Source organism: Neptunomonas japonica DSM 18939 (assembly GCF_000422765.1).
In the GTDB taxonomy this organism is placed as follows: Bacteria; Pseudomonadota; Gammaproteobacteria; order Pseudomonadales; family Balneatricaceae; genus Neptunomonas; species Neptunomonas japonica.
The window spans coordinates 43,012-69,218 of the sequence record NZ_AUGR01000015.1; the positions used below are offsets into that span (position 1 = coordinate 43,012).

General features: G+C 45.1%; 20 protein-coding genes and 5 tRNA genes. 11 read left to right on the forward strand and 14 right to left on the reverse strand.

What is annotated here, in order from left to right; all coding sequences use genetic code 11:
- The first annotated feature begins 152 nt into the window (after positions 1 to 152).
- On the forward strand, positions 153 to 1,535 hold the full coding sequence (locus G511_RS22565) for an aminotransferase family protein (RefSeq protein ID WP_036551868.1): 1,383 nt from the start codon (positions 153 to 155) through the stop codon (positions 1,533 to 1,535).
- 180 nt (positions 1,536 to 1,715) lie between these two features.
- On the opposite strand, the gene G511_RS0110540 is transcribed toward G511_RS22565, so the two are convergent.
- The gene (locus tag G511_RS0110540) at positions 1,716 to 3,128 is read right to left on the reverse strand and encodes an MFS transporter (protein WP_028469588.1); all 1,413 of its coding nucleotides are present in this window, start codon (positions 3,126 to 3,128) and stop codon (positions 1,716 to 1,718) included.
- A 232-nt stretch (positions 3,129 to 3,360) separates the two neighbouring features.
- Positions 3,361 to 3,831: a VOC family protein gene (locus G511_RS0110545; protein ID WP_028469589.1), complete on the reverse strand. Its 471-nt coding sequence runs from the start codon at positions 3,829 to 3,831 to the stop codon at positions 3,361 to 3,363.
- A 763-nt stretch (positions 3,832 to 4,594) separates the two neighbouring features.
- Between G511_RS0110545 and G511_RS0110550 the strand changes: the two genes are divergently transcribed.
- Positions 4,595 to 5,833: a serine hydrolase domain-containing protein gene (locus G511_RS0110550; RefSeq protein WP_028469590.1), complete on the forward strand. Its 1,239-nt coding sequence runs from the start codon at positions 4,595 to 4,597 to the stop codon at positions 5,831 to 5,833.
- 300 nt (positions 5,834 to 6,133) lie between these two features.
- Here G511_RS0110550 and G511_RS0110555 read toward each other — a convergent pair whose 3' ends face one another.
- Positions 6,134 to 7,291 (reverse strand): VanZ family protein, encoded by a 1,158-nt coding sequence (locus G511_RS0110555; RefSeq protein ID WP_169565761.1) that lies wholly within the window; start codon positions 7,289 to 7,291, stop codon positions 6,134 to 6,136.
- A gap of 119 nt (positions 7,292 to 7,410) precedes the next feature.
- Between G511_RS0110555 and G511_RS24370 the strand changes: the two genes are divergently transcribed.
- On the forward strand, positions 7,411 to 7,593 hold the full coding sequence (locus G511_RS24370) for a hypothetical protein (protein WP_156905199.1): 183 nt from the start codon (positions 7,411 to 7,413) through the stop codon (positions 7,591 to 7,593).
- A gap of 219 nt (positions 7,594 to 7,812) precedes the next feature.
- Positions 7,813 to 8,370 carry a type II secretion system protein gene (locus tag G511_RS23845; protein ID WP_051221880.1) on the forward strand — a complete coding sequence of 186 codons (558 nt, stop codon included), beginning with the start codon at positions 7,813 to 7,815 and terminating at the stop codon, positions 8,368 to 8,370.
- Here the strand turns inward: G511_RS23845 and lnt are convergent.
- Together lnt and G511_RS0110575 are read right to left on the reverse strand one after the other, a co-directional pair.
- A complete protein-coding gene (lnt, locus tag G511_RS0110570; protein WP_028469592.1) occupies positions 8,338 to 9,891 on the reverse strand; it encodes an apolipoprotein N-acyltransferase in 1,554 nt (517 codons plus the stop codon). The two genes, G511_RS23845 and lnt, sit on opposite strands and share 33 nt — an antisense overlap.
- A 367-nt stretch (positions 9,892 to 10,258) precedes the next feature.
- Positions 10,259 to 10,343 (reverse strand) — tRNA-Leu (locus tag G511_RS0110575).
- A 199-nt stretch (positions 10,344 to 10,542) separates the two neighbouring features.
- Between G511_RS0110575 and queA the strand changes: the two genes are divergently transcribed.
- The 7 genes from queA (at position 10,543) to serB (ending at position 19,930) form a co-directional block, all read left to right on the forward strand.
- Positions 10,543 to 11,589, forward strand: a complete 1,047-nt coding sequence (queA, locus tag G511_RS0110580) for a tRNA preQ1(34) S-adenosylmethionine ribosyltransferase-isomerase QueA (protein WP_028469593.1) — start codon at positions 10,543 to 10,545, stop codon at positions 11,587 to 11,589.
- A 14-nt stretch (positions 11,590 to 11,603) separates the two neighbouring features.
- Complete coding sequence (gene tgt, locus G511_RS0110585; protein ID WP_036551889.1) at positions 11,604 to 12,725, forward strand: tRNA guanosine(34) transglycosylase Tgt; 1,122 nt, start codon at positions 11,604 to 11,606, stop codon at positions 12,723 to 12,725.
- 28 nt (positions 12,726 to 12,753) lie between these two features.
- Complete coding sequence (yajC, locus tag G511_RS0110590) at positions 12,754 to 13,089, forward strand: preprotein translocase subunit YajC (protein ID WP_028469595.1); 336 nt, start codon at positions 12,754 to 12,756, stop codon at positions 13,087 to 13,089.
- A gap of 68 nt (positions 13,090 to 13,157) precedes the next feature.
- Positions 13,158 to 15,011, forward strand: coding sequence for a protein translocase subunit SecD (gene secD, locus G511_RS0110595; RefSeq protein ID WP_028469596.1), 1,854 nt, complete (start codon positions 13,158 to 13,160; stop codon positions 15,009 to 15,011).
- An 11-nt stretch (positions 15,012 to 15,022) separates the two neighbouring features.
- Positions 15,023 to 15,949 carry a protein translocase subunit SecF gene (gene secF / locus G511_RS0110600; RefSeq protein WP_028469597.1) on the forward strand — a complete coding sequence of 309 codons (927 nt, stop codon included), beginning with the start codon at positions 15,023 to 15,025 and terminating at the stop codon, positions 15,947 to 15,949.
- Between the two features lie 88 nt (positions 15,950 to 16,037).
- Positions 16,038 to 18,578, forward strand: a complete 2,541-nt coding sequence (rnr, locus tag G511_RS22575) for a ribonuclease R (RefSeq protein ID WP_036551870.1) — start codon at positions 16,038 to 16,040, stop codon at positions 18,576 to 18,578.
- Positions 18,579 to 18,679: 101 nt separating this feature from the next.
- Positions 18,680 to 19,930 (forward strand): phosphoserine phosphatase SerB, encoded by a 1,251-nt coding sequence (serB, locus tag G511_RS22580; RefSeq protein WP_051221882.1) that lies wholly within the window; start codon positions 18,680 to 18,682, stop codon positions 19,928 to 19,930.
- Positions 19,931 to 19,968: 38 nt separating this feature from the next.
- Here serB and G511_RS0110615 read toward each other — a convergent pair whose 3' ends face one another.
- The 9 genes from G511_RS0110615 to G511_RS0110655 all read right to left on the reverse strand — a co-directional run bounded on the left by G511_RS0110615 (position 19,969) and on the right by G511_RS0110655 (position 26,132).
- Entirely contained in the window at positions 19,969 to 22,092 is a 2,124-nt protein-coding gene (locus G511_RS0110615) for an EAL domain-containing protein (RefSeq protein ID WP_028469598.1), read from the reverse strand.
- Between the two features lie 98 nt (positions 22,093 to 22,190).
- Positions 22,191 to 22,265 (reverse strand) — tRNA-Gln (locus tag G511_RS0110620).
- Between the two features lie 38 nt (positions 22,266 to 22,303).
- A tRNA-Gln gene (locus G511_RS0110625) sits at positions 22,304 to 22,378 on the reverse strand.
- 13 nt (positions 22,379 to 22,391) lie between these two features.
- Positions 22,392 to 22,468 (reverse strand) — tRNA-Met (locus G511_RS0110630).
- A gap of 148 nt (positions 22,469 to 22,616) precedes the next feature.
- Positions 22,617 to 23,708 (reverse strand): redox-regulated ATPase YchF, encoded by a 1,092-nt coding sequence (gene ychF, locus G511_RS0110635; RefSeq protein WP_028469599.1) that lies wholly within the window; start codon positions 23,706 to 23,708, stop codon positions 22,617 to 22,619.
- A 17-nt stretch (positions 23,709 to 23,725) separates the two neighbouring features.
- The gene (gene pth, locus G511_RS0110640; RefSeq protein ID WP_028469600.1) at positions 23,726 to 24,313 is read right to left on the reverse strand and encodes an aminoacyl-tRNA hydrolase; all 588 of its coding nucleotides are present in this window, start codon (positions 24,311 to 24,313) and stop codon (positions 23,726 to 23,728) included.
- Between the two features lie 30 nt (positions 24,314 to 24,343).
- Complete coding sequence (locus G511_RS0110645; protein ID WP_028469601.1) at positions 24,344 to 24,925, reverse strand: 50S ribosomal protein L25/general stress protein Ctc; 582 nt, start codon at positions 24,923 to 24,925, stop codon at positions 24,344 to 24,346.
- Positions 24,926 to 25,049: 124 nt separating this feature from the next.
- Positions 25,050 to 25,991: a ribose-phosphate pyrophosphokinase gene (locus tag G511_RS0110650; RefSeq protein ID WP_028469602.1), complete on the reverse strand. Its 942-nt coding sequence runs from the start codon at positions 25,989 to 25,991 to the stop codon at positions 25,050 to 25,052.
- Positions 25,992 to 26,057: 66 nt separating this feature from the next.
- A tRNA-Gln gene (locus G511_RS0110655) sits at positions 26,058 to 26,132 on the reverse strand.
- Between the last annotated feature and the right edge of the window lie 75 nt (positions 26,133 to 26,207).

The window sequence follows — 26,207 nt, forward strand, 5'->3', positions numbered from 1 at the left end:
CTCAATATATTCGATATCAGCATATTGCTAGTTGGTATTAAAACCTCTGTGGTGCTGGGTCTAAGGCCTTTCTTATATCTGAGTAAATATAAATATATAGCGCATATAAAAGTGCTCTTCTATTTAGAAGTAATTATGAATAGGTTAGATAAATGAATAGTGTTACAGAGAATCTAATTTCCGAAACAGTGCTAGAGAGTGATCGTAGTCATGTGTGGCATCACTTATCCCAACATAAGGCCTATGAAAACAGCGACCCGTTAATGATTGTCAAAGGTAAGGGCGTACGGGTTTGGGATGCCAAAGGTAATGAGTATCTTGATGCAGTATCTGGCGCTGTATGGACTGTTAATGTTGGCTACGGCCGTACTGAGATCGCGGATGCCGTTCGGGACCAGCTGGTCACTATGAACTACTTTGCTCAGACTGCAGGTAATGTTCCAGCGGCTCAGTTTGCTGAACGTTTGATCAGTAAAATGCCAGGTTTAAGCCGGGTGTATTATTCAAATTCAGGTTCTGAGGCCAACGAAAAAGCATTCAAAATAGTACGCCAGATTGCAGATAAAAAGTTCGGTGGTAAAAAGCGTAAAATTCTCTACAGGGAACGGGATTATCACGGCACGACTATTACAACGCTAAGCGCTACCGGTCAGAGTGAACGCCGTAATCAATATGGGCCTTTTACTCCGGGTTTTGTCGAAGTTCCTCATTGCTGTGAGTATCGCGCTCAGGAAGGGGCAGACATAGATAATTACGGTGTTTGGGCCGCTGATCAAATTGAACGGGTCATTATTGCAGAAGAGCCTGATACCGTTGGAGCCTTATGCTTAGAGCCTATCACCGCTGGTGGTGGCATTATTGAGGCACCGAACGGCTACTGGGAGCGAGTGCAGCAAATCTGTAAAAAATACGACATCCTACTGCATATCGATGAAGTGGTGTGTGGCCTAGGCCGCACCGGCAAATGGTTTGGCTATCAGCATTATGGTATTCAACCGGATATTGTCACTATGGCGAAAGGTGTCGCATCAGGTTATGCCGCTATCTCCTGTACCGTTACCACCGAAGAGGTCTTTGATGCGTTTAAGGAAGATGATGATCCGCGTATGGGGTACTTTCGCGATATCTCTACCTTTGCGGGTTGCACGGCAGGGCCTGCTGCTGCGTTAGTTAATATGCAAATCATCGAAGATGAAAAGCTACTAGAAAATGTTACCGAGCAGGGTGAGTACCTGCGAGGCTGTTTGAATCAGCTCATGGATAAATATGAGGTGATTGGTGATGTGCGAGGTAAAGGCTTATTTGCAGGCTTTGAATTAGTAAAAAATCGTATTACTAAAGAGCCTATCGATGAAAATTTTTGTATGGCTATCGCTGCTCATTGTATGGCCAATGGAGTAATCATCGGGCGTACCAACCGCTCCTTTGCAACGCTGAATAACAATATCTGTCTTAGCCCTCCCTTGATTGTTACTCGGGATGATATAGATGTGATTGTTCAGGCGTTGGATAATGCACTACAGGATTTGACTTGAGGTATTCTCCAGCCTCAAATTGAGGTTGGAGAAGACTAAGGATGCTTGGAATACTCCGTTTTATGTAAAGCGCGCTTATATATCGGTGCAATAAATAATATCGAGTGATTCTCATTAATCTGGGTCACTCGGATATTAATTCGAGAGCCATAAGGCCTAATAAGATGATGACGAGTCTATCTAGCGTATTCGCCCCCGAGTCAGTGAGAAGTACCCCCCCAATAATGCATATAAACCGCCCAGTAGCAGAGTGATTTTTACCACCGTTAATAGTTGTGGATAATGCTCGGGCTGTAATATCTGGTCGGCAAAATAAAAATTAAAGATAACCACCATAATCGCTGTGCTAAACATATTGCCGCCAGTACGTGCCAGATTAAGTAATGCTGAAGCAATACCTAAGCGTGCTGGATCTACTGAGCTCATCGCTGCATTAGTATTGGGTGATGAAAATAAACCAAAGCCGATACCTAATAAGCATAAACCGGCTTTAACCTGCCACAGTGATGTTTGCATACTCACAAAAAATAGCAGTACAAACCCCATTATAAATAGACCGCAGCCTGCGGTAGCAATTATTCGGGGTTCATATTTATCCGACAATCGGCCAGCGATAGGGGCAATGCAGGCTGTCAACAACGCCTGTAAAAGTATCACTTTGCCGGCATCACCCGGAGAGAGTCCTTGAATGTACTGCAGATACAAACTGACGATAAAAAGGACGGGAAAGCTCGCCCCATACATGCAAAGACTAGCCAACATAGAGCGGCTGAAAATCCGATTCTGGCTTAATGCATCTATTCTTACCAACGGTACACTAGCGTGACGTTGTTGATAAATAAACCCACCACTTAAACCAAGCCCCAGGCTCAGTAAAACAATATAACTTGTATCCGGTAAACCTGTTACACCAAAGAACAAACAGCTTACGCTCAAAGAAAACAGTAAGCTGCCCGTTACGTCGAACCGTTGTCGCATAGAATACTGCTGGGGCTCTGACCCGGCTGATTTTTGCTCATTAGGCAGTAACCAGGCAATCAGAGCTAACGCTATGAATATGCCGGGAACAGGCAGCCAAAATACACTACGCCAACCTAACCACTCCGTTAGCAACCCTCCTGCAGCTGGTCCAATCGTCAACCCTAGATATACAGACGTGGAAACGATACCGAGAAACATGCCTCTTCGTTTGCTGCCCGCCAAGACCGCCACCATAGCCATCGCGGTAGCAAAAATAAATGAGCTGGCTAAACCTTGTATCACCCTAAAAACTAAAAGCCATTCAATACTATCTATCCACACAACCGCTAGCGAAGACAGGGCATACAAACACAATCCTAACAAATGAACACGCTTGCGCCCCCAGATATCGGCTAACCGCGCAATTGGCAGCATCAGGACAACGCTCCCCCAGAGCGGCGCACTGGGAATCCAACTGAGTAAGATTGCATCCACCTGCAAGTCCTCAGCTATTGAAGGCAAAGCAAGATTGACTGCAGACATCGCCATAGGCACCAGAAATGCTGCTAGGCAAATACTATAAAGTGCCAGCCAAGGTGTTTTCTGATGGTTTTTCGTCGATGATGAACTCATCTATTAACCTGGAAAGCAAGTGGTGTAAGAAGACATACAAAATTGTATGGAGCGTATCAAGAGTCAGGATAGACCTAGCCTAGACTCGAAGCTGTCGGTAAGCAAGATAGTAAACTAAAAGGGCTGTCAGTCTCCCTCTTTGATTTGTATTCAAAGGAAGCGTTAATTCCTAATTGCGCATAAAATCACAGCCCCCTAGCGCTGTGTTTTTATGCAGGATGGAATGTCTTTTTCAGCAAGCAAAGGCTTCCTTCGCACGGGCTACCAGTTCATCTTTAGATAGGTTTTCGATCTTGGAAGCCATGGACCAATGATGGCCAAACGGATCTACTACAATCCCGTGCCGTTCACCCCAGTAAGCATCTTGCAGCGCTGTAATAGGGCGTGCACCACAATCAAGTGCCTGTTTCCAGAACGTATCAATATCATTGATGTAAAGATGAAGACTGGCAGCAGCACCTCCAAGTGCAGAAGGGCTCAATATCTTATTTTCCAATGACTCCTCCATCACACGTACGAATGAATTGCCTATCTTAAGGGTTGCGGCAGCGACCGTTAACCCGTCCGGGCTGAGAATCTGTTGGCTCGGCTCCGCGTCAAAGCAACCCTGATAGAATTCGATGGCGTCCTGAATCCCTCTAACCACAATGACGGGTGTCACGGTGCGATACCCTTTGGGTATCGGTGATACTTTTTTACTCATTGCATATTCCTTGAAGACCTTTGAAAACGATAATTACTACCAAGCTGAATGACTCTATTCATGTAAAAAAGATTACTCTGGACGCCCGGATTAAGAAGCTCCAACCCTTTTTAGTGTTGAACCGACAGCTATGTCCAATTGAGTGAGGGCTGTTTAGTCTTGGAAATTAAATTCAGCTTTAGCTTTTAATATGGGCATCTTACGGACATTATCGTTCGGAATAAACGGTACTTATGTGAAAGTTGCGAATAAGTACTTTTACTTACTCTGCAAGGTCCATAAGAAGGGCATATGTGGTTCATATTGACTCTTCATTAAGTGAGCCCACAACTATTGATAAGCACCTTATAGGTACACGTTCATCTTTGGTGTGGAACGGCCTTTATCTAATCACGCTAAAGTACATGACGAAACTATCGTCTTGTAGGCGATTAACTAAACTCACCATCACACTATAAAAGTGCGAGTACGCAAGATCTAGAAGCTGTTGAGGAGTGGTATCCATTGGTGCTAAAACCTTCTGGTTACCAAAGCAAAAAGTACGAATTTTATAGCAAGCTTCAAAAGTATAGTCATTAGACAAGTAGAGGGTGGCTGCCCTCATCTATTTGTTTAATAGTATTCAGAAAGGTGTTCATGCCGCCTTCTGCCTAGAGGAAGGCTATTTTTCATATGGGAGTTGGTTCGGTGTCAGGCTAGCTGAAATTTCAGGGCAGAGGCATCGATTCGCCTGCCGTCATTCATTAAGCGTTGAGAGTTGATTATGTACGATAAAAAAGATGTGGCCGCGCCGGGGGTGGGTTACCAAGAGCTGAAGTTGATGCAGGGCTATCCGCCGCCTCAGGGTAAGCAAATCGGTCTGCATAACTGGGACAGCCCGCCTTACAACCGTTGGTCGTTCCAGCATATGTCCGAGCTGTTTCCGGTGGCTTCGATTCGGCGGGGTATGGCGCCAGTTAGTGAGCTACCACAGGCAACGCACTCGCTCGATGAAGTGTGTTTTGAGCGGGTTGATAGTCAGCAAACTGATCTGGCGACCTTTCTGACCGATAGCTATACCGATGGTTTTATTGTGCTGCATCGAGGCGAGGTGGTGACGGAGCGGTACTTCAACGGCATGCAGCCGCACACGCTGCATCTGTTGCAGTCGGTGTCGAAGACGTTGGTTGGCAGCCTAGTCGGCATTTTAATAGGCCAGGGTAAGATTGATCCCGACGCCAAAGTCAGTGACTACGTAACCGACCTGTCCGGTTGTGGTTATGGCGATGCGCGGGTGAAGGATGCGCTGAATATGCGTACCGGCATCCAGTTTAGCGAGGATTACACCAACCCTGACGCGGAGTATATCCAGCTTGATATCGCCTCCGGCTGGCGTGAGCGTGGTGGTCGCACCTCACCCGATACGATCTACGGACTGTTAAAGACACTTAAAAAGGGACGTGAGCATGGAGGTCATTTTGAGTACCGTTCGGTCGAGACTGATGTGCTTGGCTGGATCTGTGAACAGGTCTGTAACGAACGTCTGCCTGTGTTGTTGAGCCGGGAGATCTGGGCTAAGTTAGGCGCGGAGCAGGATGCCAACATTACCTTGGATCGAGTCGGCACCTCGCTAGCCGACGGAGGAGTCAGTGCCAGCTTGCGTGATCTGGCCCGGTTTGCCCAGATGCACTTACAAGGCGGTATATTTAATGGTCAGCAGATCGTTCCCGAAGCGTTCATAAAGGCGTGTCGACAGGGCTCAAGTGAACATTTCAAGGTGCTCTATAGCGTTTTTGCCGAGCATTACCCTAAGGCAGCTTACAGTAACCAGTGCTGGGTTATCGATACTGACAAGGGGGTTTATTCGGCCCGAGGGGTGTTCGGCCAGTTTATTTATGTTGATCCACAGTCTGAATTGGCGATCGTAAAGCTTTCTACCTGGCCAGAATTTATCAACCCCGAATGGTCGGTCAATACCTACCGTGCCTTTGACGCGATAGCCCAGACACTAAAAAGCCGGTAGGGTCGCGCCTTAAATAGCTATTCGAATGCTGAGTAAGGTATAGAATAGCTGTATATAAACTTAGGGAAGATACGAATAAGTCCGATTTTCTACATGAAAAATGCCTTTTCCCATCACTTCCAGAGCCGAAAAATATAATAAATACGCTAAACACTTTCGTATTGGTTGTAAATTACTAGCTAATCCGATTTCTTTCGCTTGGGAGACTGTCTCAGCTGAGCACCCCGCCGGCATTGGTGACCTTGCTCGATAGATGATTGTAAAAAATCATCATCTTTAAATCAGCACGGTGGGTAATTCTCACTTTTTTAACTCACTATCAACTACCCGATTACCTATAAGCTCAGATCGTCGAATTATCTGATAACGACTGAGGATAACTCCGATAGCAACAGCCATCACAGCATCTGTTATCTCTGGCGATGGACCAACAAAAAACACCTGTAATTGCTCACTAAAAAAAAGTACTACAGCTACAATCACTGTAGAGGTGCGCAAATGAAGCCCCGCCTCCGTTAGCAACCAGATCAGACTACCATAATAGGCCAGCTTCCTAAAAATAGACATGGCGTTCAGTAGTATGTTGCTGGAGAGAGCGCCAGAAAATGGCACCCAGCTGAAAGAATTAGGATCCTGGCGCAGCTCAAATGGAATAAAGGTTGTTATCAAGAGTGACACGGCAAACAGGACAGCCAGTATCGACGCTTGACGAAGAGGCCGCAAAAAGTACCAGGCCATTAGCGCAAGTACTCCTCCGAAAATATTCTCAGCACCTGGAGCATGGCCAACAATGAGCAGACTTACCGACAATACAATAACAAGAGTCAAAGGATAGAGTCTCTCGTTGCCCAACCAGGTGTCCGATGACCGTAGGAAGCGAAAAATCACCAGCCATAAGGTGAACTTCTGGAATAACCACCAGGGGCTGATGTCGGGGCTAAAAATTAACTTGACGTTATCTTTTAGCAACTGGAAATCCAATGACGGCACGAAAGGAGCCCAACTATAGGCAATGCAGAATAGGGCTAGCACCAGGGGTATGGGTGGAAGGCGGGCAGGGCCTTTCGATTTCGGTAATAAGTTCATAAGAGGTAGCAGCGCCAGATTGAAGCCTATAAGGCATCCCAGCATATTCCACACTGCATCACTGCCGCTGGATACTCGGCCGGGGATCACCAGTTGAGCTGCTTGAAGACCAAAGGCAAGTATCAGACCCGCTAGCATGATGTGGACAAATCTTAGGACTCGATTCCTGACGGGATAACTGTGTACGCAGAGAAAGCCGAATGGCACGAACAGGAGAATATTTGCTACCGTATCTCCTCTACCACTTTGAGTAATATCGAAGTTAAGCAACGCATGCCACTGACTCAGTTCATATGAAGACAGCGCTATATGAAAAGGATACAAAGACCCGTACACAATCAAAAAGGTAACTAGGGACAGAAATATTTTCAAGAGCGTTATACCTTCCATGAGTATAGGCAGAATACACGCCCGTTTGCGTCCAACCTACTATAAAAAAAGTGCCTGTTGCAATCACTTCCAGAGCCGGTAATTATTATAAACTAGAGGTCGTGTGGCCACGCCTGTATTTGCGCGGTATGAAAGTCAGCCAAGGGGTACAGCATTATAAAGCCAACGAGGAACTAACCGACAGTAATGACCAAGCGGCAGATAATGCGGTGACTCTGGTGGCACATAAATCTGCCTGGGCACACATTATCACCACGCTCTCTCCGCAGGCACTCGCGTGGTAGATGCGTTGAAGAACTTGGATTACGTTGTTACGAAAATTTTTGGGCAGGGTACTGATTGGAGTAGTAGAGAAAGCTGAGGTGAGAATCTATAACAATTATTGATACTTCTTGCGGCAAACTGGAACTATGGGGTAACGCACACTATATTTTGTATGTGCCCTCGTAGAAAGTCGATGCAAACTATCAGGTTACAACTCTTCCCAAATTACTGGTAACTAGATGAGATTTACGTCTACGTCAAACAGGTATAGAAATACATCAGGCTTTACTATTATCGAGTTAGTCGCTGTTATTGCTATATTGTCGATACTTTCAGCAGTCGCTCTTCCAAGGTTCATTAATATTCAGAATCAATCACACGAAGCAAATGTAGCCGCTACTGGAGCTGCACTGTCAACTGCTGTCGTCATGGCTCGTTCTGCTTTGTTAGCGAGTGGGGGTACCGGGGCTGTCGACAATATTAACTTTGGTAGAAATGTTTTGGACACCAATAGTGCGGGATGGCCGGTGACCACTACCGATGGGCTCAACGTCATGACTGATCATCAAGGCTGTGTTGAGCTCTGGAATGCCTTATTGCAGAACCCTCCTTCAGTGCGTGCATTCTTATCCAGTCCTGAGCCCAAGTTCGGGGCATCTTCAGATACTTTTTTCATGGCTACAAAACATGGCGGCAGGGATCAGTGCGCTTATTTTTACCGTCGAGCTCCTAGTTTTTCTCTTGAAATACGCTACGACGCAGAACTAGGTACGGTTACCGTTGATTCTAACCTTTAACCACTGATACCAACCAGTGCAGCACAGTAGAACTACTAATAGAAACACCAATACTGGTTTGTCTCCGTATTTAATCCAAGGAGTTACCCCCTTCATTGGATAAACTTTACTCGTTATAACCACTTTTTCATTTAAATCTGATTGCTGCAACACCTGACCATCAGAGTCTATCACACCGGAAAGGCCAGTATTTGCTGCTCTAACCAGCATCCTTCCTGATTCTTTTGCTCGCATACGTGCCATCTGAAAGTGCTGATAAGGTGCAGTAGTGTTTCCAAACCAAGCGTCATTGGTTATATTTACCAACCAAGTTGATTTCGGTAGTGATTCTCTTATCCTCTCACCAAATAGTATTTCATAACAAATAGATACACCAGAAAATGTGTTCGCAAGCTTCAGAACCGGAACCGTATTCCCTCGTTGATAATCTCGTTTGTTATATCCAAATAAAGCCAGAACCGGTGAAAGTATCGGTCTAAGCGGGATATATTCCCCAAACGGAACAAGACGACGTTTATGATAGATTGCCGGTTTATCCGATATCACCATTGCGCTGTTATAGTCAGCATAGTTTGCATAATTAAAATCAGAGATGCCCGTCAATAGTTCTGCATCTGCTACTTTCATAAGGTCTTTAATATCTTTCAGAAAAGTATCTTCTAATTCTTCTCGGTAAGCAGGAATTGCCGTTTCAGGCCAAATGACAACATCATATTTATGATCTTTTATGGTTTTTAGTGTTATTGACTGATAATTCTCCAAAATAATACTTCGATATTCTGGATTCCATTTAATATTTTGTGGAGTATTTCCTTGTATTATTGCTATCTCGATTGGTTTTCCTGCTGGCTTTACCCACCCTGTTTCAAGCAAGCTTAAGGCGGTGTAAATTAAAAAAGCAGAAGAAGTTGATATAAAAAAACGATTCTTATTGGCCACAACTCCATAACAAATAATGCCCGCTACTAAAGCGGTAACCCAGCTGACCAGAAAAACACCTCCTATGGGGGCCAATGAAGAAACAGGTGTATTAATCGCTGCGTATCCGATCTGGAGCCAAGGGAAATCTACAGGCCACTCACCACGTGCCCATTCCAATAATGTCCACACTGACGGATAGATAAGTAATAAGCGCGAAAAGTCATTTTTAGGGCCAAAACGATTGACCAAATACCCACACAAAGCAGGAAATAATGAGAGATAAAGAATAAAAAGCAATAAGGCAACAAATGCTGTTGGCGCAGGAACCAATGCAAATTTATGGAAGGTTTCAAATAACCAATACAGGCCAGATGAGAATGCGCCAATTCCGAATACCCCCCCTCTAAGCGCTGCTATCCTTGGAGTCGAGAGTCGCCAGAGAAAGAACAGTATTGCTAGGCTTAGCGGCGCAAAAAAATAAAACTCGTAAGGAGCAAAAGCCAGTGGAAGTATAACCCCAGCTGCTAATGAAACCAGAACTCCTGTAATGCTTTTAAGAAGCGAGCATTTTTTTATTGGGTTATTAAACAGTAAAGTCAATCTATTGAAGTTCCAATTGTTATGGTTTTCAACATTGTAGCAATTTCTGATGCGGCTATAGGATTTGGAGTCATTTAACTTTCTCAAATTCTTATTTGAATTTCCTCTTTAGGAGGCTGGGGAGCGTGCGATTAAGAGTAGTGACAAGTTAACTCGTGCTACGGGATGCAGGGCTACTTAGTAAATAGTTGTACAGAGTAGGACTTAATAAGATGTTATGACGCACAGGTATTGCACAGACGGGAGCCCGGATATGGACCGGAAGCAGATTTCAGGCACAAAAAAAGCGGTAACATTTAAGTTCCGCTTTCTCTTAATGCCTTGATTTAAGGGTCTTTTTATTATGATCAATGGCTTGATCAAGTAATGGTACCGGTGAGCGGACTTGAACCGCTACGCCTTTCGGCAACGGATTTTGAATCCGTCGTGTATACCAATTTCACCACACCGGCACATCTTTAACTTCTTTTGCTCAGTATCTGATAGATAGTTACTTAAGTAATCCGTCTATCAATTTAACCATACTGGCTTAAAGTGTGGGCGTATTATAGGCAGCTTTCGCAGCACGTCAATCCTTATATTTAAACTATGATAAAAAAAATTATTTTGCTGTACAATCTCTCGCCTCTTTAACGTCCTTTTTGTAGTGATATGCTGGTAAAAGATTTTAGTTTTGAACTTCCCGAAGAACTTATCGCTAGTTACCCGTTAGAACAGCGCTCGGCAAGCCGTTTGCTGTGCTTGGAGGGTAATTCAGGTGAGTTAACACATCGTCACTTTTCGGATGTGCTCGAGCTATTAACCCCTAATGATTTAGTGGTTTTTAATAATACTCGTGTGATACCTGCTCGCTTATTCGGTGAGAAGTCGTCTGGCGGTAAGGTTGAAGTGCTGGTTGAGCGAGTGCTAGACCAGCATCGTGTGTTAGCACACGTACGTTCTAGCCGTTCACCTAAGCCGGGTGCTGTTTTGTTGCTTGAAGGTGCCGCGCAAGCAACGATGGTGGCTCGCCATGAGAATTTATTCGAGTTGGAATTTGCAGGCGAAGCCCCCGTCATTGATCTGCTCGAAAAGCATGGGCATATGCCATTGCCACCTTATATGAAGCGTGAAGATCAGTTAGAGGACCGTGAACGTTATCAAACGGTTTATAACTCGCAGCCAGGTGCTGTGGCAGCACCTACTGCAGGTTTGCACTTTGATGAGGCGTTGCTAGCCAAACTAGATGAAAAAGGTATTCAAAAAGCATTTGTAACCTTGCATGTCGGTGCGGGTACGTTTCAGCCGGTTAAGGTTGAGCGTATTGAAGATCATATTATGCACGCCGAATATATCGAGGTGGATGAAACGGTTTGTGAAGCGGTTAGAGCAGCGCGTGCCCGTGGTGGTCGAGTTGTCGCCGTAGGCACAACCAGTGTTCGCTCGCTTGAAAGCGCCAGTCAAAGTGGTGAAATTCAGCCTTTCTTTGGTGATAGTTCTATTTTTATTACCCCAGGATATGAATTTAAAAGTGTTGATGTGCTGATTACTAATTTTCATCTGTCTGAGTCAACATTGTTGATGTTAGTCAGTGCATTTGCTGGGTATGAGCATACGATGCATGCATACGCAGAAGCGGTAAGTCAGAAATATCGATTTTTTAGTTACGGTGATGCCATGTGCATTAGCCGGAAAACAGATACAACGGAGGCTTTGTGAGCCGTAACTGCTTTATGAAATTTGAAAAGATTGCGACAGAGGGTAAAGCCCGTCGTGGTCGTTTAACCTTTCCTCGCGGTGTTGTTGAGACGCCTGCATTTATGCCGGTAGGAACTTACGGTACTGTAAAGGGAATGTTACCTAGAGATATTGAGGCTATCGGTGCGCACATGATTTTGGGAAATACTTTCCATCTGATGTTGCGTCCGGGCACCGAAATTATCCAGCAGCACGGTGATTTACATGACTTTATGCAATGGAAGGGACCTATTCTGACTGACTCTGGTGGTTTTCAGGTATTCAGTCTTGGCAAGATGCGCAAAATCACTGAAAAGGGCGTTACCTTTCAGTCGCCAGTGAATGGCTCAAAGGTGTTTATCGATCCTGAACGTTCTATGCAGGTCCAGCGTGAGCTTGGTTCAGATGTCGTCATGATTTTTGATGAGTGCACTCCTTATCCGGCAACAGAGATGGAAGCTGCTGAGTCGATGCGCTTGTCATTGCGTTGGGCGAAGCGTTCTAAAGATGCACATGGCGATAGCCCATCGGCTCTGTTCGGTATTATTCAGGGCGGTATGTATGAAAACCTACGGGATGAGTCTTTAGCTGGATTAACGGATATTGACTTTGATGGTTATGCTATCGGTGGTTTATCTGTCGGAGAGCCTAAAGATGAGATGGTTAAAGTATTGGACCATCTTGCGTATAAGATGCCAGAAGATAAGCCTCGCTATCTAATGGGCGTCGGTAAGCCTGAAGATTTAGTAGAGGGCGTGCGTCGCGGTGTGGATATGTTTGATTGTGTTATGCCGACGCGTAATGCTCGAAATGGCCACCTGTTTGTGTCTACGGGGGTTGTAAAACTAAGAAACGCCTCCAATAAAACAGATACGCGTCCGTTAGATGAAACCTGTGATTGTTATACGTGTCAGAACTTTAGTCGCGCTTATCTGCACCATTTGGACAAGTGTCACGAAATTCTGGGAGCACAGTTAAATACTATTCATAACCTGCGTTATTACCAGACATTGATGGCTGGTTTGCGTGAGGCGATTGAACAGGGTAAATTGGACGACTTTGTAACAGGATTTTACAGCAATCGGGGTATGGAAGTGCCGCCGTTAGCCGAAAATTAATTTTAATTTCATAACGTTAGGAGTAGCAATGAGCTTCTTTATTTCCCCAGCTTACGCTGAAGCAGCAGGTGCTGCAGGAGAAATGGATCCGGGTTTTTTCAACATTATTTTCCTGTTGGGCTTTGGTTTAATTTTCTATTTCTTCATGTGGCGCCCTCAGGCAAAACGTGCCAAAGATCATAAAGCATTGATCAACGATCTGGCCAAAGGTGATGAAGTGCTAACCGCTGGTGGTATTCTTGGTAAAGTTGTTAAGCTAAATGATGACTATGTAGTTCTAGAAGTAAGCGAAGGAACTGAGCTAACTTTCCAGAAGGTACACGTTTCAGCTGTATTGCCTAAAGGCACTCTGAAAAGCATCTAATACTTAAGTTTGTTTGAAACGCCACTCTTCTCAGTGGCGTTTTCGTTTGTATACAAGGAACGGGCACCATGCTCAACCGATACCCTCTGTGGAAAAATCTACTTATTATCTTTGTACTGCTAATTGGCGCGCTTTACGCATCTCCCAATTTGTATCCTGAAGATTATGCTGTGCAGCTGTCAGGTAATCGTGACATTCATCAGGTAGATCAACCGCTGATGGATACCGTTACCTCTGCCTTGAAACGTGAAGGCTTAATTTATAAAGAAGTTGAGTTAACGAGCAAAAGTGGACTGATTCGTTTTGCTGATGGCGAAACCCAGTTAAAAGCTAAGCAAGTTATTAGCACCGTATTGGGCGATAACTATGTTGTTGCGCTGAACTTAGCGCCGACTACGCCTGAATGGCTGGAGAATATTGGCGCGGGCCCTATGAAGTTAGGGCTTGATCTGCGTGGTGGTGTGCACTTCTTGTTAGAAGTGGACATGGCGACTGCAGTCGCTCAACGTCTTGATGTGTATGTATCTGAGATTAAAGTGAAGTTGCGCGAAGATAAGTTGCGCTATCGCTCAGTCACACATCGTGAAGATGGTAGTTTAGAAGTAAAGTTTGCAGATGCAGCAGTACGCGACAAAGCTCAGAGCTTGGTACGTAAAGATTACACTGAATTTCTTTTACAGACAGAAGATACTGACAAGGGTAATTTTTTGATTGTTACTCTGACAGAGCAAACAACGCGTGCGATCGAAGATTATGCAATCAAGCAAAACTTAACAACTCTGCGTAATCGTGTGAATGAGTTAGGTGTTGCTGAGCCTCTGGTACAGCGTCAAGGGCGCAATCGTATCGTTGTTCAATTACCTGGTGTACAAGATGCCGCTGCTGCAAAACGTATTATTGGTAAAACAGCGAACCTTGAGTTTCGATTGGAAGCTAAACCAGATGCAAGTCGTGGTTTGACCGATACGTATGAGTTCCGTAATGAACCTGGGCGTAGAGGTGTGCTTGAAAAAGACATTATTATTACCGGTTCAAGTGTTTCGAATGCACAGTCAACGTTTGATGAAAATGGCCAGCCCCAAGTATCTATTACGTTAGATAGCAAGGGTGGGCAGTTAATGGGGCGGACCACGCGTAACGCTATTAAGCGTCGTATGGCTGTTCTTTTTGTTGAGCACAAAGCACGAACCTTGATTGAAACCGTGGATGGGGAGCAAGTAGAAAGACGTATCCCTTATGTAGAGAAGAAAATCATCTCTCTGGCAACAATCCAGTCGGTGTTGGGTTCTTCCTTTCGTATAACGGGCCTTGATGGTGGTGGTGAGTCGTCTGAATTGGCATTGTTGTTACGTGCAGGTGCGCTGGCAGCTCCGGTTTACTTTGTTGAAGAACGTACCGTGGGGCCAAGTTTAGGTGCTGAGAACATTGCGCAGGGTGTTACTTCTGTGCAAATCGGTTTTGCACTTGTGTTGATCTTCATGCTGGCTATTTATCGCGTCTTCGGACTGTTGGCTAATATTGCGCTGTGTATCAACTTGATGCTGTTGGTGGCAGTGATGTCGTTGTTATCAGCGACGCTAACATTGCCAGGTATTGCCGGTATCGTGTTAACGGTAGGTATGGCGGTTGACGCCAACGTGCTCATCTTTGCGCGTATAAAGGAGGAGTTGAAAAATGGTCTTCCTCCGCAATCTGCTATCAGCGCTGGTTTTGATCGAGCCTTTACGACAATATTTGATGCCAACATTACGACATTGATCGCTGCTGTAATCTTGTTCTCAATGGGAACAGGGCCTGTGAAAGGTTTCGCAATTACATTGTCAGTTGGTATTGTGACGTCGATGTTTACCGCTATTTTGGTAACACGTGCGTTAGTGAACTTAACCTATGGCAACCGCCAGCTTAAATCGCTGTCGATCTGAGGTACATGAAGATGTCAGGACATATTAAAGTTTACAACTTCATGGGTTTACGGAAGTTGGCAACTATATTTTCATTGTTGTTATTGCTGGTATCCATTGGCTCTTTAGCAACGCGTGGGTTGAACTTAGGGCTAGACTTTACCGGTGGTAGCCTCGTCGAATTAGGTTATGAGAAAGAAGCTAACCTAAATGATATCCGCAGCCAGCTAGAAGGTGCGGGTTTTGATGGTGCTGTTGTACAAACCTTTGGTGCACCAACCGATATTCTTATTCGTTTGGGATCAGATCATGATCCTAAGCTGGGCGATAAGGTATTGGCTGCTTTACAGCAGGGTGATGACCAAAATATCGAATTACGCCGTAATGAGTTTGTGGGTGCGCAGGTTGGTGAAGAGCTGCGTGAGCAGGGCGGCCTGGGAATGCTGCTGGCACTCTTTATGATCATGCTGTACGTAGCTTTTCGTTTTCAGTTCAAGTTCTCGGTAGGTGCTGTCGTTGCTTTAGGGCACGATGTATTGATCGTTGTTGGGTTCTTTTCCCTCTTTCAGATTGAATTCGATTTAACGGTACTGGCCGCTGTGTTGGCTGTTATCGGTTACTCGTTGAACGATACAATTGTAGTGGCGGACAGGATTCGTGAGAACTTTCGTAAGCTGCGTAAAGAAAGCTCGATGGAAATAATGAATATTTCATTGAGTCAGACCTTGAGTCGTACCTTGATTACTTCGGTGACTACTTTACTAGTGTTGGTAGCGTTGGCAGTGTTTGGCGGTGAGATGATTCACGGCTTTGCCATTGCGTTGTTAGTCGGTGTTACTGTAGGTACTTACTCTTCTATCTATGTGGCAGCAAATGCTCTGATCATGATGGGGATTTGTAAGGAAGATTTGATACCCCCGCCTAAAGATGATCAGGAAGCGGTAGACGAGCTTCCTTAAATTAGTGAAACACAGGCCGGCATCTTGCCGGCCTGTTTGTTTATACCGCATACTATTAAAAAATAGTTGATCTATTGGATGGAAAGTCATGAGTAAAGAGTGGACCCAGAACGATCCAGAAGCTCAGCGTGAAGCTGAGAAGTATCAGAACCCGGTACCTAGCCGTGAGTATATTCTTGATTTTCTGCATAGCTGGGGAGCTCCCATTAGTCATGGCAGACTGTGTGCTGAATTAAAGATATCTGGCGAAGATCCTATCGAAGCAGTTTCTCGGCGTCTTAAAGCAATGTGCCGTGACGGCCAGCTAATGAGCAACCGTAAAAACGAATTTGGTCTGATTAAAAAAATGGACCTGTTGCCAGGTAGAGTTATCGGTCATCGTGATGGTTTTGGCTTCGTTAAACCTGATGAGGGCGGTAATGATTTATTCATTAGCCCACGTCAAATGCGTCAGGTTTTTGATGGCGACCGTGTTGTTGTGCAAGAGATTGGTGTTGATCAGAAAGGTCGGCGCGAAGGTAAAGTAATAGAAGTATTAGAACACTGTACGCATAAGCTTGTAGGGCGTTTTAAAGGCGCTGCAGGGTTTGGGCATATACACCCTGAAAACCAACGTATTACGCAGCAGGTTATGGTAATCGCAGACCCAGAAGGCGGTCTTTCTTATGAAGATGATCAGCTGGTGGTGGTTGAGATTACTCAGCAACCAGGCAAGCGTAATATGCCTCAAGGTCGTGTTATCGAGGTGTTGGGCGATCATATGGCAGCCGGAATGGAAATTCAGGTTGCTATTCATAACTACGATATTCCCAATGAGTGGCCTGATGCCATTCATCAAGAAATTGGCGATTTAACACCAGAAGTTGAAGAGTCTGCAAAGCAGAATCGCGTTGATTTGCGTCATCTCCCTTTTGTTACTATTGATGGTGAAGATGCCAGAGACTTTGATGATGCGGTTTATGCAGAGGAGAAAGCCAGCGGTGGCTGGCGCTTATGGGTGGCTATCGCCGATGTCTCTTGGTATGTGCGCCCTGGTACAGCGCTTGACCAAGAAGCACATAAGCGTGGTAATTCGGTGTATTTTCCTGAGTTTGTTGTTCCTATGCTGCCAGAGCTGTTGTCGAATGGCTTGTGTTCGTTGAACCCTAATGCAGATCGTTTGGCGATGGTTTGTGAAATGACTATTAGTGCTGCTGGCGTGCTATCGGGTTACCGCTTCTATGAGTCAGTTATCAACTCACAGGCAAGGCTAACCTACACAAAAGTGGGGGCTATGTTGATGGAGCCTACCTCTGATGATGGTGTTGCTCTGCGTAGTGAGTACTCACATGTTGTGCCTCATCTTGAGCATTTATATGCACTGTATTTTGCATTAAGAACTGCACGCGGGAAGAGGGGAGCTATTGATTTTGAAACCACCGAAAGCCGTATGATTTTTGGTGAAGATCGCAAGATTGAACAGATTGTGCCTATTGTGCGTAATGATGCGCATAAGTTGATTGAAGAATGTATGTTGTGTGCGAATGTTGCTACAGCACGTTTTTTAAGCAGCACTGATATGCCTACGCTGTATCGTGTTCATGAAGGGCCTAAAGTCGGTCGCTTAGAGAGCCTTAGATCTTATTTGGGTGAGCTTGGGCTTGAGTTGGGTGGCGGTGATGAGCCAGATCCAAAGGATTATCAGCAGTTGGCTGGTTGGATAGAAGAGCGTCCTGATCGACATGTGATACAGACAATGATGTTGCGTTCAATGGCACAAGCGGTCTATACGCCTGAGAACAATGGCCACTTTGGTTTGGCTTACCCTGCTTATACGCATTTCACATCGCCTATTAGGCGTTACCCTGACCTGTTGGTGCATCGTGCTATTCGTGCCATGATTCATTCTGACTCTCAGGCGCGCACCGTTCGTCGTCCTGATGATTTTGTGCAGAATCCTGAGTTCAGGTATGCCTACACCACTGAGCAGGTTGTACAGCTTGGTGAGCATTGCTCAATGTCGGAGCGACGTGCTGATGATGCTACGCGTGATGTGGTTGCGTGGCTCAAATGTGAGTTTATGCAAGACCAGGTTGGTCATGAGTACGACGGTGTTGTCTCTGCAGTCACAGGTTTTGGTTTGTTTATAGAATTGGAATCTGTTTATATCGAAGGCTTGGTACATATTACTGGTTTGCCAAGTGATTATTATCACTTTGATGCGGCGAAGCAGCGCTTAGTCGGGGAGCGCACTCGTAAGGTCTTTAAATTAGGTGATCGTTTGCGAGTTCAGGTTGCGCGAGTCGATTTAGATGACCGTAAAATTGATTTTGAATTAGTGAAATCACTAGAGAGTGGCCAAGTAGTTAAAGCTAAAGTCAGTCAGCGTCAGCTATTGGCAGAAGGCAAAATAGGGGCTGCAGGAGATCGTGCTAAGCCTAAAGCAGCAAATGGCCGAGGTAAGCCGAAAAGTAAAGCTAAGCCGAAGCATCAAGGGTCGGCGCATAAAAAGGCGCATATGTCTGCGGCTGAGCGAGAGCTAGCGGCTGTATCTAAAGGTGGAGAAGGCAAAAGTAAAAAAGCTCAAAAACGTCGTGCTAAAAAACCTAAGAAGGCTTCGGCGGCTAAGTCATCCAGCGGTAGTAAGTGATTCAGAGCGAATGCTCTTTGTATAATATTGCCACTGTTTGTAGCAGCATTTTTGCAGCAACACTCTTTACAGTAATATTGTTTACCTAGATTGGAAGTTTGATGAAAGAGATTATTTTACTCACGATATCCGGTGAAGATAAGCCGGGTGTGACCTCGACTATAACATCTATTTTGGCTGGTTTTCAGGTCAATATTCTAGATATAGGGCAGGCCGTAATTCATAATACCTTGTCTTTGGGTATTCTTATTGAGGTGCCGCAGGTATCGGAATCATCGCCTATTTTGCGTGACTTGTTATTTAAAACGCATGAAATGGATATGAAGGTTCGTTTTCAGCCTATAGGCGAAGAAGAGTACGAACAGTGGGTTGCAGGCCAAGGCAAGTCGCGTCATATCATTACGCTATTAGCGCGTAAAATAACGGCGACGCACATTGCTACGGTGACCGAAGTAGCCTCTCAGCACGGTCTTAATATTGATAAAATTACGCGTTTATCAGGTCGTTTGTCGCTGGGTAGTGAGTCACAAGAGAAAGCTAAGGCTTGCGTTGAATTCTCTGTGCGTGGTGCATCTAGTGATTTATCGCTGTTACAAGAAGAGTTTCTACGCACGGCTAGTGACCTAGATGTTGATATCGCCTTTCAGGAAGATAATATTTTCCGTCGTAATCGTCGATTGGTTGTGTTCGATATGGACTCAACGCTGATTGAAGCCGAAGTAATCGATGAGTTAGCTAAAGAGGCCGGCGTAGGTGATCAGGTTATTGAGATCACTGAAGCGGCCATGCGAGGAGAGCTCGACTTCAATGAAAGCTTCCGTCGCCGTGTTGCGTTGCTGAAAGGGCTAGATGCCAGTGTGCTTGAGTCGGTTGCACAGCGTTTGCCTATGACTGAGGGTGCTGAAGAGCTGGTTTCAAGCTTGAAAGCGTTGGGCTTCAAAACGGCAATACTGTCTGGTGGGTTTACCTATTTTGCTGAGAAGCTGCAGCAACAGCTTGGTTTTGATTATGTTTATGCTAACAAGTTAGACATTAAAGGCGGAGTTGTTACAGGAGATGTGGTCGGTGAAATCGTTAATGGTAACCGTAAGGCTGAGCTATTAAGAGAAATTGCCGAGCGTGAAGGTGTGCGTTTGGAGCAGACCATTGCTGTTGGTGATGGCGCTAATGATTTGCCTATGTTGTCAATTGCGGGGCTAGGTATCGCTTTTAGGGCTAAGCCGTTGGTGCGCCAGAGTGCGAAGCAGGCAATCTCAACGCTAGGACTTGATGGTATTTTATACTTGATAGGATTTAGAGACCGAGATTCATTGCAGGCTGATTACTCTGAGCTTCCTTGTAGATTGAAGTAGAAAAATGCCAGTGCTGTTACCAGTACTGGCATTTTTTATTAGCCCTCAAAAAAATCGTAATCCATTTTTTCTCTGGGTGGTTGTAAGTAGTACCCCTGAATAAGCCCCACACCTGATTTCCATAAGCGGCTCATGACTTTAGGGTCTTCGATCAGTGGTGCAATGGTTATTTTTCCCTGTGACTTTAAGGCTTCAATCATCTCTTCAAACGTATCGTCTAGTGCGGGCGCTGATGCGAGTTCTTGTACAAAGGAGCCATCAATTTTAACGTACTCCGCATTTATCTGACGAAGGACTTGGTTGGCGTTGCTGGAGCAGCCAAAGTGTTTGATGCATATTAGACAATGAAGTTTCTTTAAGCCTTCAACAAATGCTTGTGCGCCCGTTAAATGGCTGGAGCAGTCGCTTTCGCTAATTTGGAATACTAGAAGATCGGCAGGGATTCTATACTCTCTGAGCTGCTCTGAGAGCCACAGGAGGATGTCTGGATCTCCCCAGGTGCGTTTGGTTACACTGATGAATAAACGGTGCTTATTGCCGCTGTCGAGCTCTTCACGTAAATGACGAATACACTCTTGAATAACCCAGCGATCCATCGTGGTGCTTAATTCCGCTATTTCTACTGCTTCTAAAAATAGTGAAGGTGATATTTCGTTATTGTTTTTATCAAGCAGTCTGAGTAGTGCTTCATAATGGCTTAATTGGCTGTTGTAAGAGAGTGGCACTATGGGTTGATAAAGTAGTTTGAATTGCTGTTTTTCAATAGCGCTTTTTAGGGCGTTGATTGCTTTGCTTGCATCTTGTTCGCAAGGATTAGTATCCGCTATATAGAACATTACGTCATTCTCAATATTTAAGCTGATACTTTTGGCGGCAGACTGTGCACGCTGAATCTGTTCGCTGGTGCTAGGTGAGGCATCTGTAATGGTGGTAACGCCTATAGAGCATGTTATCGCTACTTCAGCGTTATTAATGTTTGATCTATGTTCTGTGATAGCTGCACATAGTTTCTCAGCTGCGGCCGCTGCTTTGTCAGGACTTGGGTCTTGGAAAATAACACTAAAGCCTGCATCTGAGAGTCTGCCTTTGATATGGACTGGGTTTATTTGTGTTTTGAGTAGGTCGGCAAGGTCTCGGGCAATGTGGTCACAGCAGTCGCTACCATAGTCCGCACGAATATTTTTGTAGTTGTTAATGTTGATATAAAAAAGATGGCAATCATGACCACCTGGTAATGCGGCTTGAATAGTCTCGTCAAGGCGGCGTTGGAAGAAGTCCGTGTTATACAGGCCAGTGATAGGGTCGTGTTCACTAAATGACTTCTTACTTTTTTGAAGATTTTCTGCACGAATGGTTACTTGGATGCACGCTTTGCTGTTCATGCGTGTTTCTTGAAGTTCTATGTGAGCATTAAAGTTCGAATCATCAGCCCTTCGGCCTGTGAGCTGGAATATTAGCTCTTTTAGGTTTTCTTCAGCAAAATAGCGAACTTGTTCATGTAGTTCGTTACTGTCTTGTGGTACGACAAATTGCTCGATAGGTTTGCCTTCGAGTTTTTCTGGGTTGTCATAACCAAATAGTAAAGCAAAGGCATTGTTTGCTAAAAGAAGGCGTTCAGCATCAAAGTAAGCGATGGCAAGTGTCGAGCGCTCTACCAGCATCTTACCGCGCTTCTCGGCTTCGTTTAATTGTGCTTCGGCTTGTCGCATGCGTCGACGGTGCTCTAAGTGTTCAAGCTCTCTTCTGATGGTGATTAGCAGTAGTTCTTTTTCTTCAAGTGGAACCACTGCTTGCATGTTGGCTTTTAGGCCTTGTAGTGACAGTTGGCTGTCAGCATGGGAAACGAGCTGTATAACAGGGATGTCTTTATCAAAGCGTTTAAGGTGATGCATTGCGTGTTTGATGGCAAAGTCTTCGCGTTCAGACGTACATATAATCAAGTCCCAGGAGCGTTCGCTAAGAGCTTCTAGGAATTCAGCTTCAGTGTTGAGCTGTCTGCCTCTAGGTGCAAGTCGTGCGCCACGCAGTAGGGATATAATTGGGTCTGTTTCTTCAGGTTTAAGGCCCAAGAAAAGAAGCTGAACATTTTTACGTAGTCTTTGACGGCGTTGGTCAGATAGGCGCTGTAATAATGCGTCTGAAGTGGTGACCGCTTCTTTCATTCCAATCTTCCTTTAATTCAGCATCCATCTAAAGCAATAGACTATCGATTAAAGTTTAGCTTGTTTAAAGAGAGCTGTCAGGAAAAGAGAAGAGAAAATGGCAGGGGTAGAAGGATTTGAACCTACGCATGCTGGAATCAGAATCCAGTGCCTTACCGCTTGGCGATACCCCTGTAGTAGAGAGTATGAATCAGATGATCCAATAGAGAAATGGTAGGGGTAGCAGGATTTGAACCTGCGCATGACGGGATCAAAACCCGTTGCCTTACCGCTTGGCTATACCCCTATTTCTCTTCGAATGGTGGCGATGGCGGGATTTGAACCTGCGACCCACGCATTATGAATGCGTTGCTCTAACCAACTGAGCTACATCGCCGTAGTCATTCGAGGCGCGCATTATTCTATTTTTTTAAAAACCTGTCAACACGTATTATGAAAAAAAGTTGGAAAAGTTGAAATGGCGTTGATTTATATGAAAAAGCCGACATAAAGTCGGCTTTTTATCAGGTGAGTCAGTTGCTGTTTTATACGTTGAAGCGGTAATGAATGACGTCGCCATCCTTCAATACGTAATCTTTCCCTTCAAGACGCCATTTCCCCGCATCTTTAGCACCCTGTTCACCGTTAAACTCGATGAAGTGTTCGTAGCTAATGACTTCTGCACGGATAAAGCCTTTCTCAAAGTCTGTGTGTATGACCCCGGCTCCTTGTGGTGCTGTAGCGCCTATTGAGACGGTCCAGGCACGTACTTCTTTGACGCCTGCGGTGAAATAGGTCTGTAGGCCTAAAAGATCGTACCCTGCGCGAATTAAGCGGTCTAGCCCTGCTTCGTCCATACCCAGATCTTGCAAAAATTCGTTCTTTTCATCGTCATCTAGCTCTGCTATTTCTGCTTCCAGCTTGTTGCAGATAGCAACAACCTGAGCGCCTTCGGCGGTAGCAAATTCAATAACGCTATCTAAATGTGGATTATCTTCAAAACCGTCTTCATCTACATTGGCGATATACATCATAGGTTTGATGCTGAGTAGGTGGAAGGTTGAAATGATTTTTAGCTCTTCTGGGCTAAAGCTTAGTGCACGAGCAGAAAGGCCTTCTTCTAAGTGAGGCTTTAAGCGTTCAAGCAGCTCTTTAGCTTTGATGGCGTCTTTGTCGCCACCCTTAGCTTGTTTCTGGACTTTGAATAGCTGCTTCTCAACAGAATCCAAATCAGCCAGTGCTAACTCCATATTGATGATTTCAATATCAGCAATAGGGTCTATTTTGTTGGCAACATGTATAACGTTGTCATTATCAAAGCAGCGAACAACGTGGGCAATAGCATCTGTTTCGCGAATGTTGGCAAGAAACTTATTGCCGAGGCCTTCGCCTTTTGATGCGCCAGCAACGAGCCCGGCAATATCAACAAATTCCATCGTTGTTGGTAAAACGCGCTCTGGATTGACGATTGCTGCAAGATTGTCTAAGCGGGTGTCGGGCATTGGAACAACACCTGAATTTGGCTCGATAGTGCAGAAAGGAAAGTTAGCCGCGTCAATGCCTGCTTTTGTGAGCGCGTTGAAAAGTGTTGATTTGCCTACGTTAGGCAGGCCAACGATTCCGCATTTAAAACCCATAGTGTTATTACCTTTCGTTAGCCTTTAAAGCTGTGGAGTTTATTCATGGCTTTCGCCCATTCGCCACAAGTGGCTTCAGGAAGATAGTGGATAGCTTCTTCGATCGCAGCTTGAGTGCTATCACGATCACTGATGGGGGCTTTGTTTAATACAAAGTCAGCCACTGCATTTGCATGGCCGGGATGTCCGATGCCAAGACGTAATCTGTAAAAGTTTTTGTTATTCCCCTGCTTGCTGATGATATCTCTTAAACCATTGTGGCCGCCGTGCCCGCCGCCTTTTTTAAAGCGTGCGATGCCGGGAGGTAAGTCGAGTTCGTCGTGAGCAACAAGAATGTTTTCTGGAGGAATTTTGTAAAAATTGGCAAGCGCTGAAACAGACTGCCCACTGAGATTCATGTAGGTGGTCGGTATCAGTAGGTGTATTGTCTGATTGTTCAGAATAGTTTTCCCATACAAGCCGTAAAATTTCTTTTCGGCTTGCAGGGAAGTGAGCTGTCGGGCAGCAAGCTGCTCGACAAACTCGGCACCGGCATTATGACGGGTTTTAGCGTATTGGCTGCCTGGATTACCCAAGCCAACAATGAGCTGGATCGTGTCTTTCATGCCAGAGCTGGTGTCCTAAGGCTAAATGTATTATTTAGCACCACGTGGAGAATAGATGTAACCGATACCCTGGTTATGGTCTCCACCGCGACGCAATGCAGCAACCTCAACGCCTTCAGGCATTGTGATGTCTGACAAATGAAGCGTTTGACCGATCTCAACGCTTGTTAGGTCAACAGTCAATGCTTCTGGCAGGTTGGCAGGTAGGCATAAAACTTCTACAACGTTGCTTTCAGCAGCAAATTTTGCAGCAGCTTTAGATGCAGCAGATTTTTCAAAATTAGCGAACTGCAGAGGAACAGTAATTTTGATTTTCTGATCGCTAACAACGCGCTGAAAATCAGCGTGCATGATCAATAATTTAGCTGGGTGACGCTGCAAATCTTTAATGATTACTTTTTCTTCTTTTCCGTCAATTTTCAAAGTCAGAATTGAAGAGAAGAAAGTTTCATCAGAAAGTTGCTTGATCAGATCTTTGTTGATCATTGAGATCGAAACAGGTGTTTCGCTGCCGTATACAACACCTGGTACCAGGCCTTCGTGACGCAGGCGGCGGCTCGCACCTTTCCCCTGATCTTCACGAGATACAGCTTCAACTACAAAATTAGACATTTTTATACCTATAAATAACTACCTTTAGAACCGCGCGACCAAGGCCCTAAAGTGATTGATTTAGTCCTTTTCAGGACTTCGTGTACCCGGTAGCGGGCTTTTTTCTTACAGGCAGTGTTCGCGATTAGCGGAACATAGCGCTGATAGATTCTTCGTTGCAAACGCGTCGTACTGCTTCTGCCAACAAGGGCGCTAGCGTTAGTTGACGAATTTTGCTGCACTGTTGTGCATCTTTTGTTAGAGGAATCGTGTCAGTAACCACCAATTCATCTAGCATTGAATTTGTAATGTTGTTAATAGCGGGGCCTGATAATACTGCGTGAGTAGCGTACGCAATAACACGAGCAGCACCGTTTTCTTTTAGTGCTTGTGCAGCTTTACATAAGGTGCCTGCTGTATCGCACATGTCATCAACAAGAATACAGGTACGATTTTCTACATCACCAATGATGTTCATGACCTGAGATTCATTAGCGCGTTCACGGCGTTTATCGATGATAGCAAGATCACAATCCAGTTGCTTAGCAACGGCACGAGCACGCACTACACCACCGACGTCTGGAGAGACGACCATTGGATTTTCGTACTGCTGATCAATAATGTCATCTAGTAGTACTGGAGAGCCGTAAACGTTATCAACAGGAACAGAGAAGAATCCCTGAATCTGGTCAGCATGAAGATCTACTGTAAGAACGCGGTCTACTCCAATAGTTGTCATCATATCGGCAACAACTTTAGCTGTGATAGCTACACGAGCTGAACGCGGGCGACGATCCTGTCGAGCGTAACCAAAATATGGTACTACAGCTGTAATTCTTGCTGCTGATGCGCGACGTAGTGCATCAGCCAAGACAATCAATTCCATGAGGTTGTCGTTGGTCGGTGCGCAAGTGGATTGAATAATAAAAACATCTCTACCGCGGACGTTTTCCTGGATTTCTACACTGACTTCACCATCGCTAAAACGAGCAACGTGAGCTTTACCCATAGGAATATCGAGACGATCGACAACTTTGAGCGCTAGCTCAGGGTTTGCATTGCCAGTGAAAACCATCATTTCAGACATGGTGTGCACCTTTTCGGACTGTTCTTCATTGGAATTCATGTTGAGTGAGTACTCACCATAGATTATTGGCTGGGGTAGCAGGATTTGAACCTGCGCATGACGGGATCAAAACCCGCTGCCTTACCGCTTGGCTATACCCCAGTATCATCTATGGAGGTAATTACCCTCAAAAAGAGGGCGCTATTCTCTTAAAAACAGCCAGAATGGTCAAGTAAA

Coding starts and splice junctions, on each gene's coding strand:
- ychF (WP_028469599.1), bottom strand. CDS start 23,708: ATGGGTTTTAAATGCGGAATCGTTGGCCTGCCTAACGTAGGCAAATCA.
- G511_RS0110645 (WP_028469601.1), bottom strand. CDS start 24,925: ATGTCTAATTTTGTAGTTGAAGCTGTATCTCGTGAAGATCAGGGGAAA.
- tgt (WP_036551889.1), top strand. CDS start 11,604: ATGAAATTTGAAAAGATTGCGACAGAGGGTAAAGCCCGTCGTGGTCGT.
- G511_RS0110550 (WP_028469590.1), top strand. CDS start 4,595: ATGTACGATAAAAAAGATGTGGCCGCGCCGGGGGTGGGTTACCAAGAG.
- G511_RS0110545 (WP_028469589.1), bottom strand. CDS start 3,831: ATGAGTAAAAAAGTATCACCGATACCCAAAGGGTATCGCACCGTGACA.
- queA (WP_028469593.1), top strand. CDS start 10,543: ATGCTGGTAAAAGATTTTAGTTTTGAACTTCCCGAAGAACTTATCGCT.
- secF (WP_028469597.1), top strand. CDS start 15,023: ATGTCAGGACATATTAAAGTTTACAACTTCATGGGTTTACGGAAGTTG.
- serB (WP_051221882.1), top strand. CDS start 18,680: ATGAAAGAGATTATTTTACTCACGATATCCGGTGAAGATAAGCCGGGT.
- G511_RS23845 (WP_051221880.1), top strand. CDS start 7,813: ATGAGATTTACGTCTACGTCAAACAGGTATAGAAATACATCAGGCTTT.
- G511_RS22565 (WP_036551868.1), top strand. CDS start 153: ATGAATAGTGTTACAGAGAATCTAATTTCCGAAACAGTGCTAGAGAGT.
- secD (WP_028469596.1), top strand. CDS start 13,158: ATGCTCAACCGATACCCTCTGTGGAAAAATCTACTTATTATCTTTGTA.
- G511_RS0110650 (WP_028469602.1), bottom strand. CDS start 25,991: ATGTCTGAAATGATGGTTTTCACTGGCAATGCAAACCCTGAGCTAGCG.
- yajC (WP_028469595.1), top strand. CDS start 12,754: ATGAGCTTCTTTATTTCCCCAGCTTACGCTGAAGCAGCAGGTGCTGCA.
- pth (WP_028469600.1), bottom strand. CDS start 24,313: ATGAAAGACACGATCCAGCTCATTGTTGGCTTGGGTAATCCAGGCAGC.
- G511_RS0110540 (WP_028469588.1), bottom strand. CDS start 3,128: ATGAGTTCATCATCGACGAAAAACCATCAGAAAACACCTTGGCTGGCA.
- G511_RS0110615 (WP_028469598.1), bottom strand. CDS start 22,092: ATGAAAGAAGCGGTCACCACTTCAGACGCATTATTACAGCGCCTATCT.
- rnr (WP_036551870.1), top strand. CDS start 16,038: ATGAGTAAAGAGTGGACCCAGAACGATCCAGAAGCTCAGCGTGAAGCT.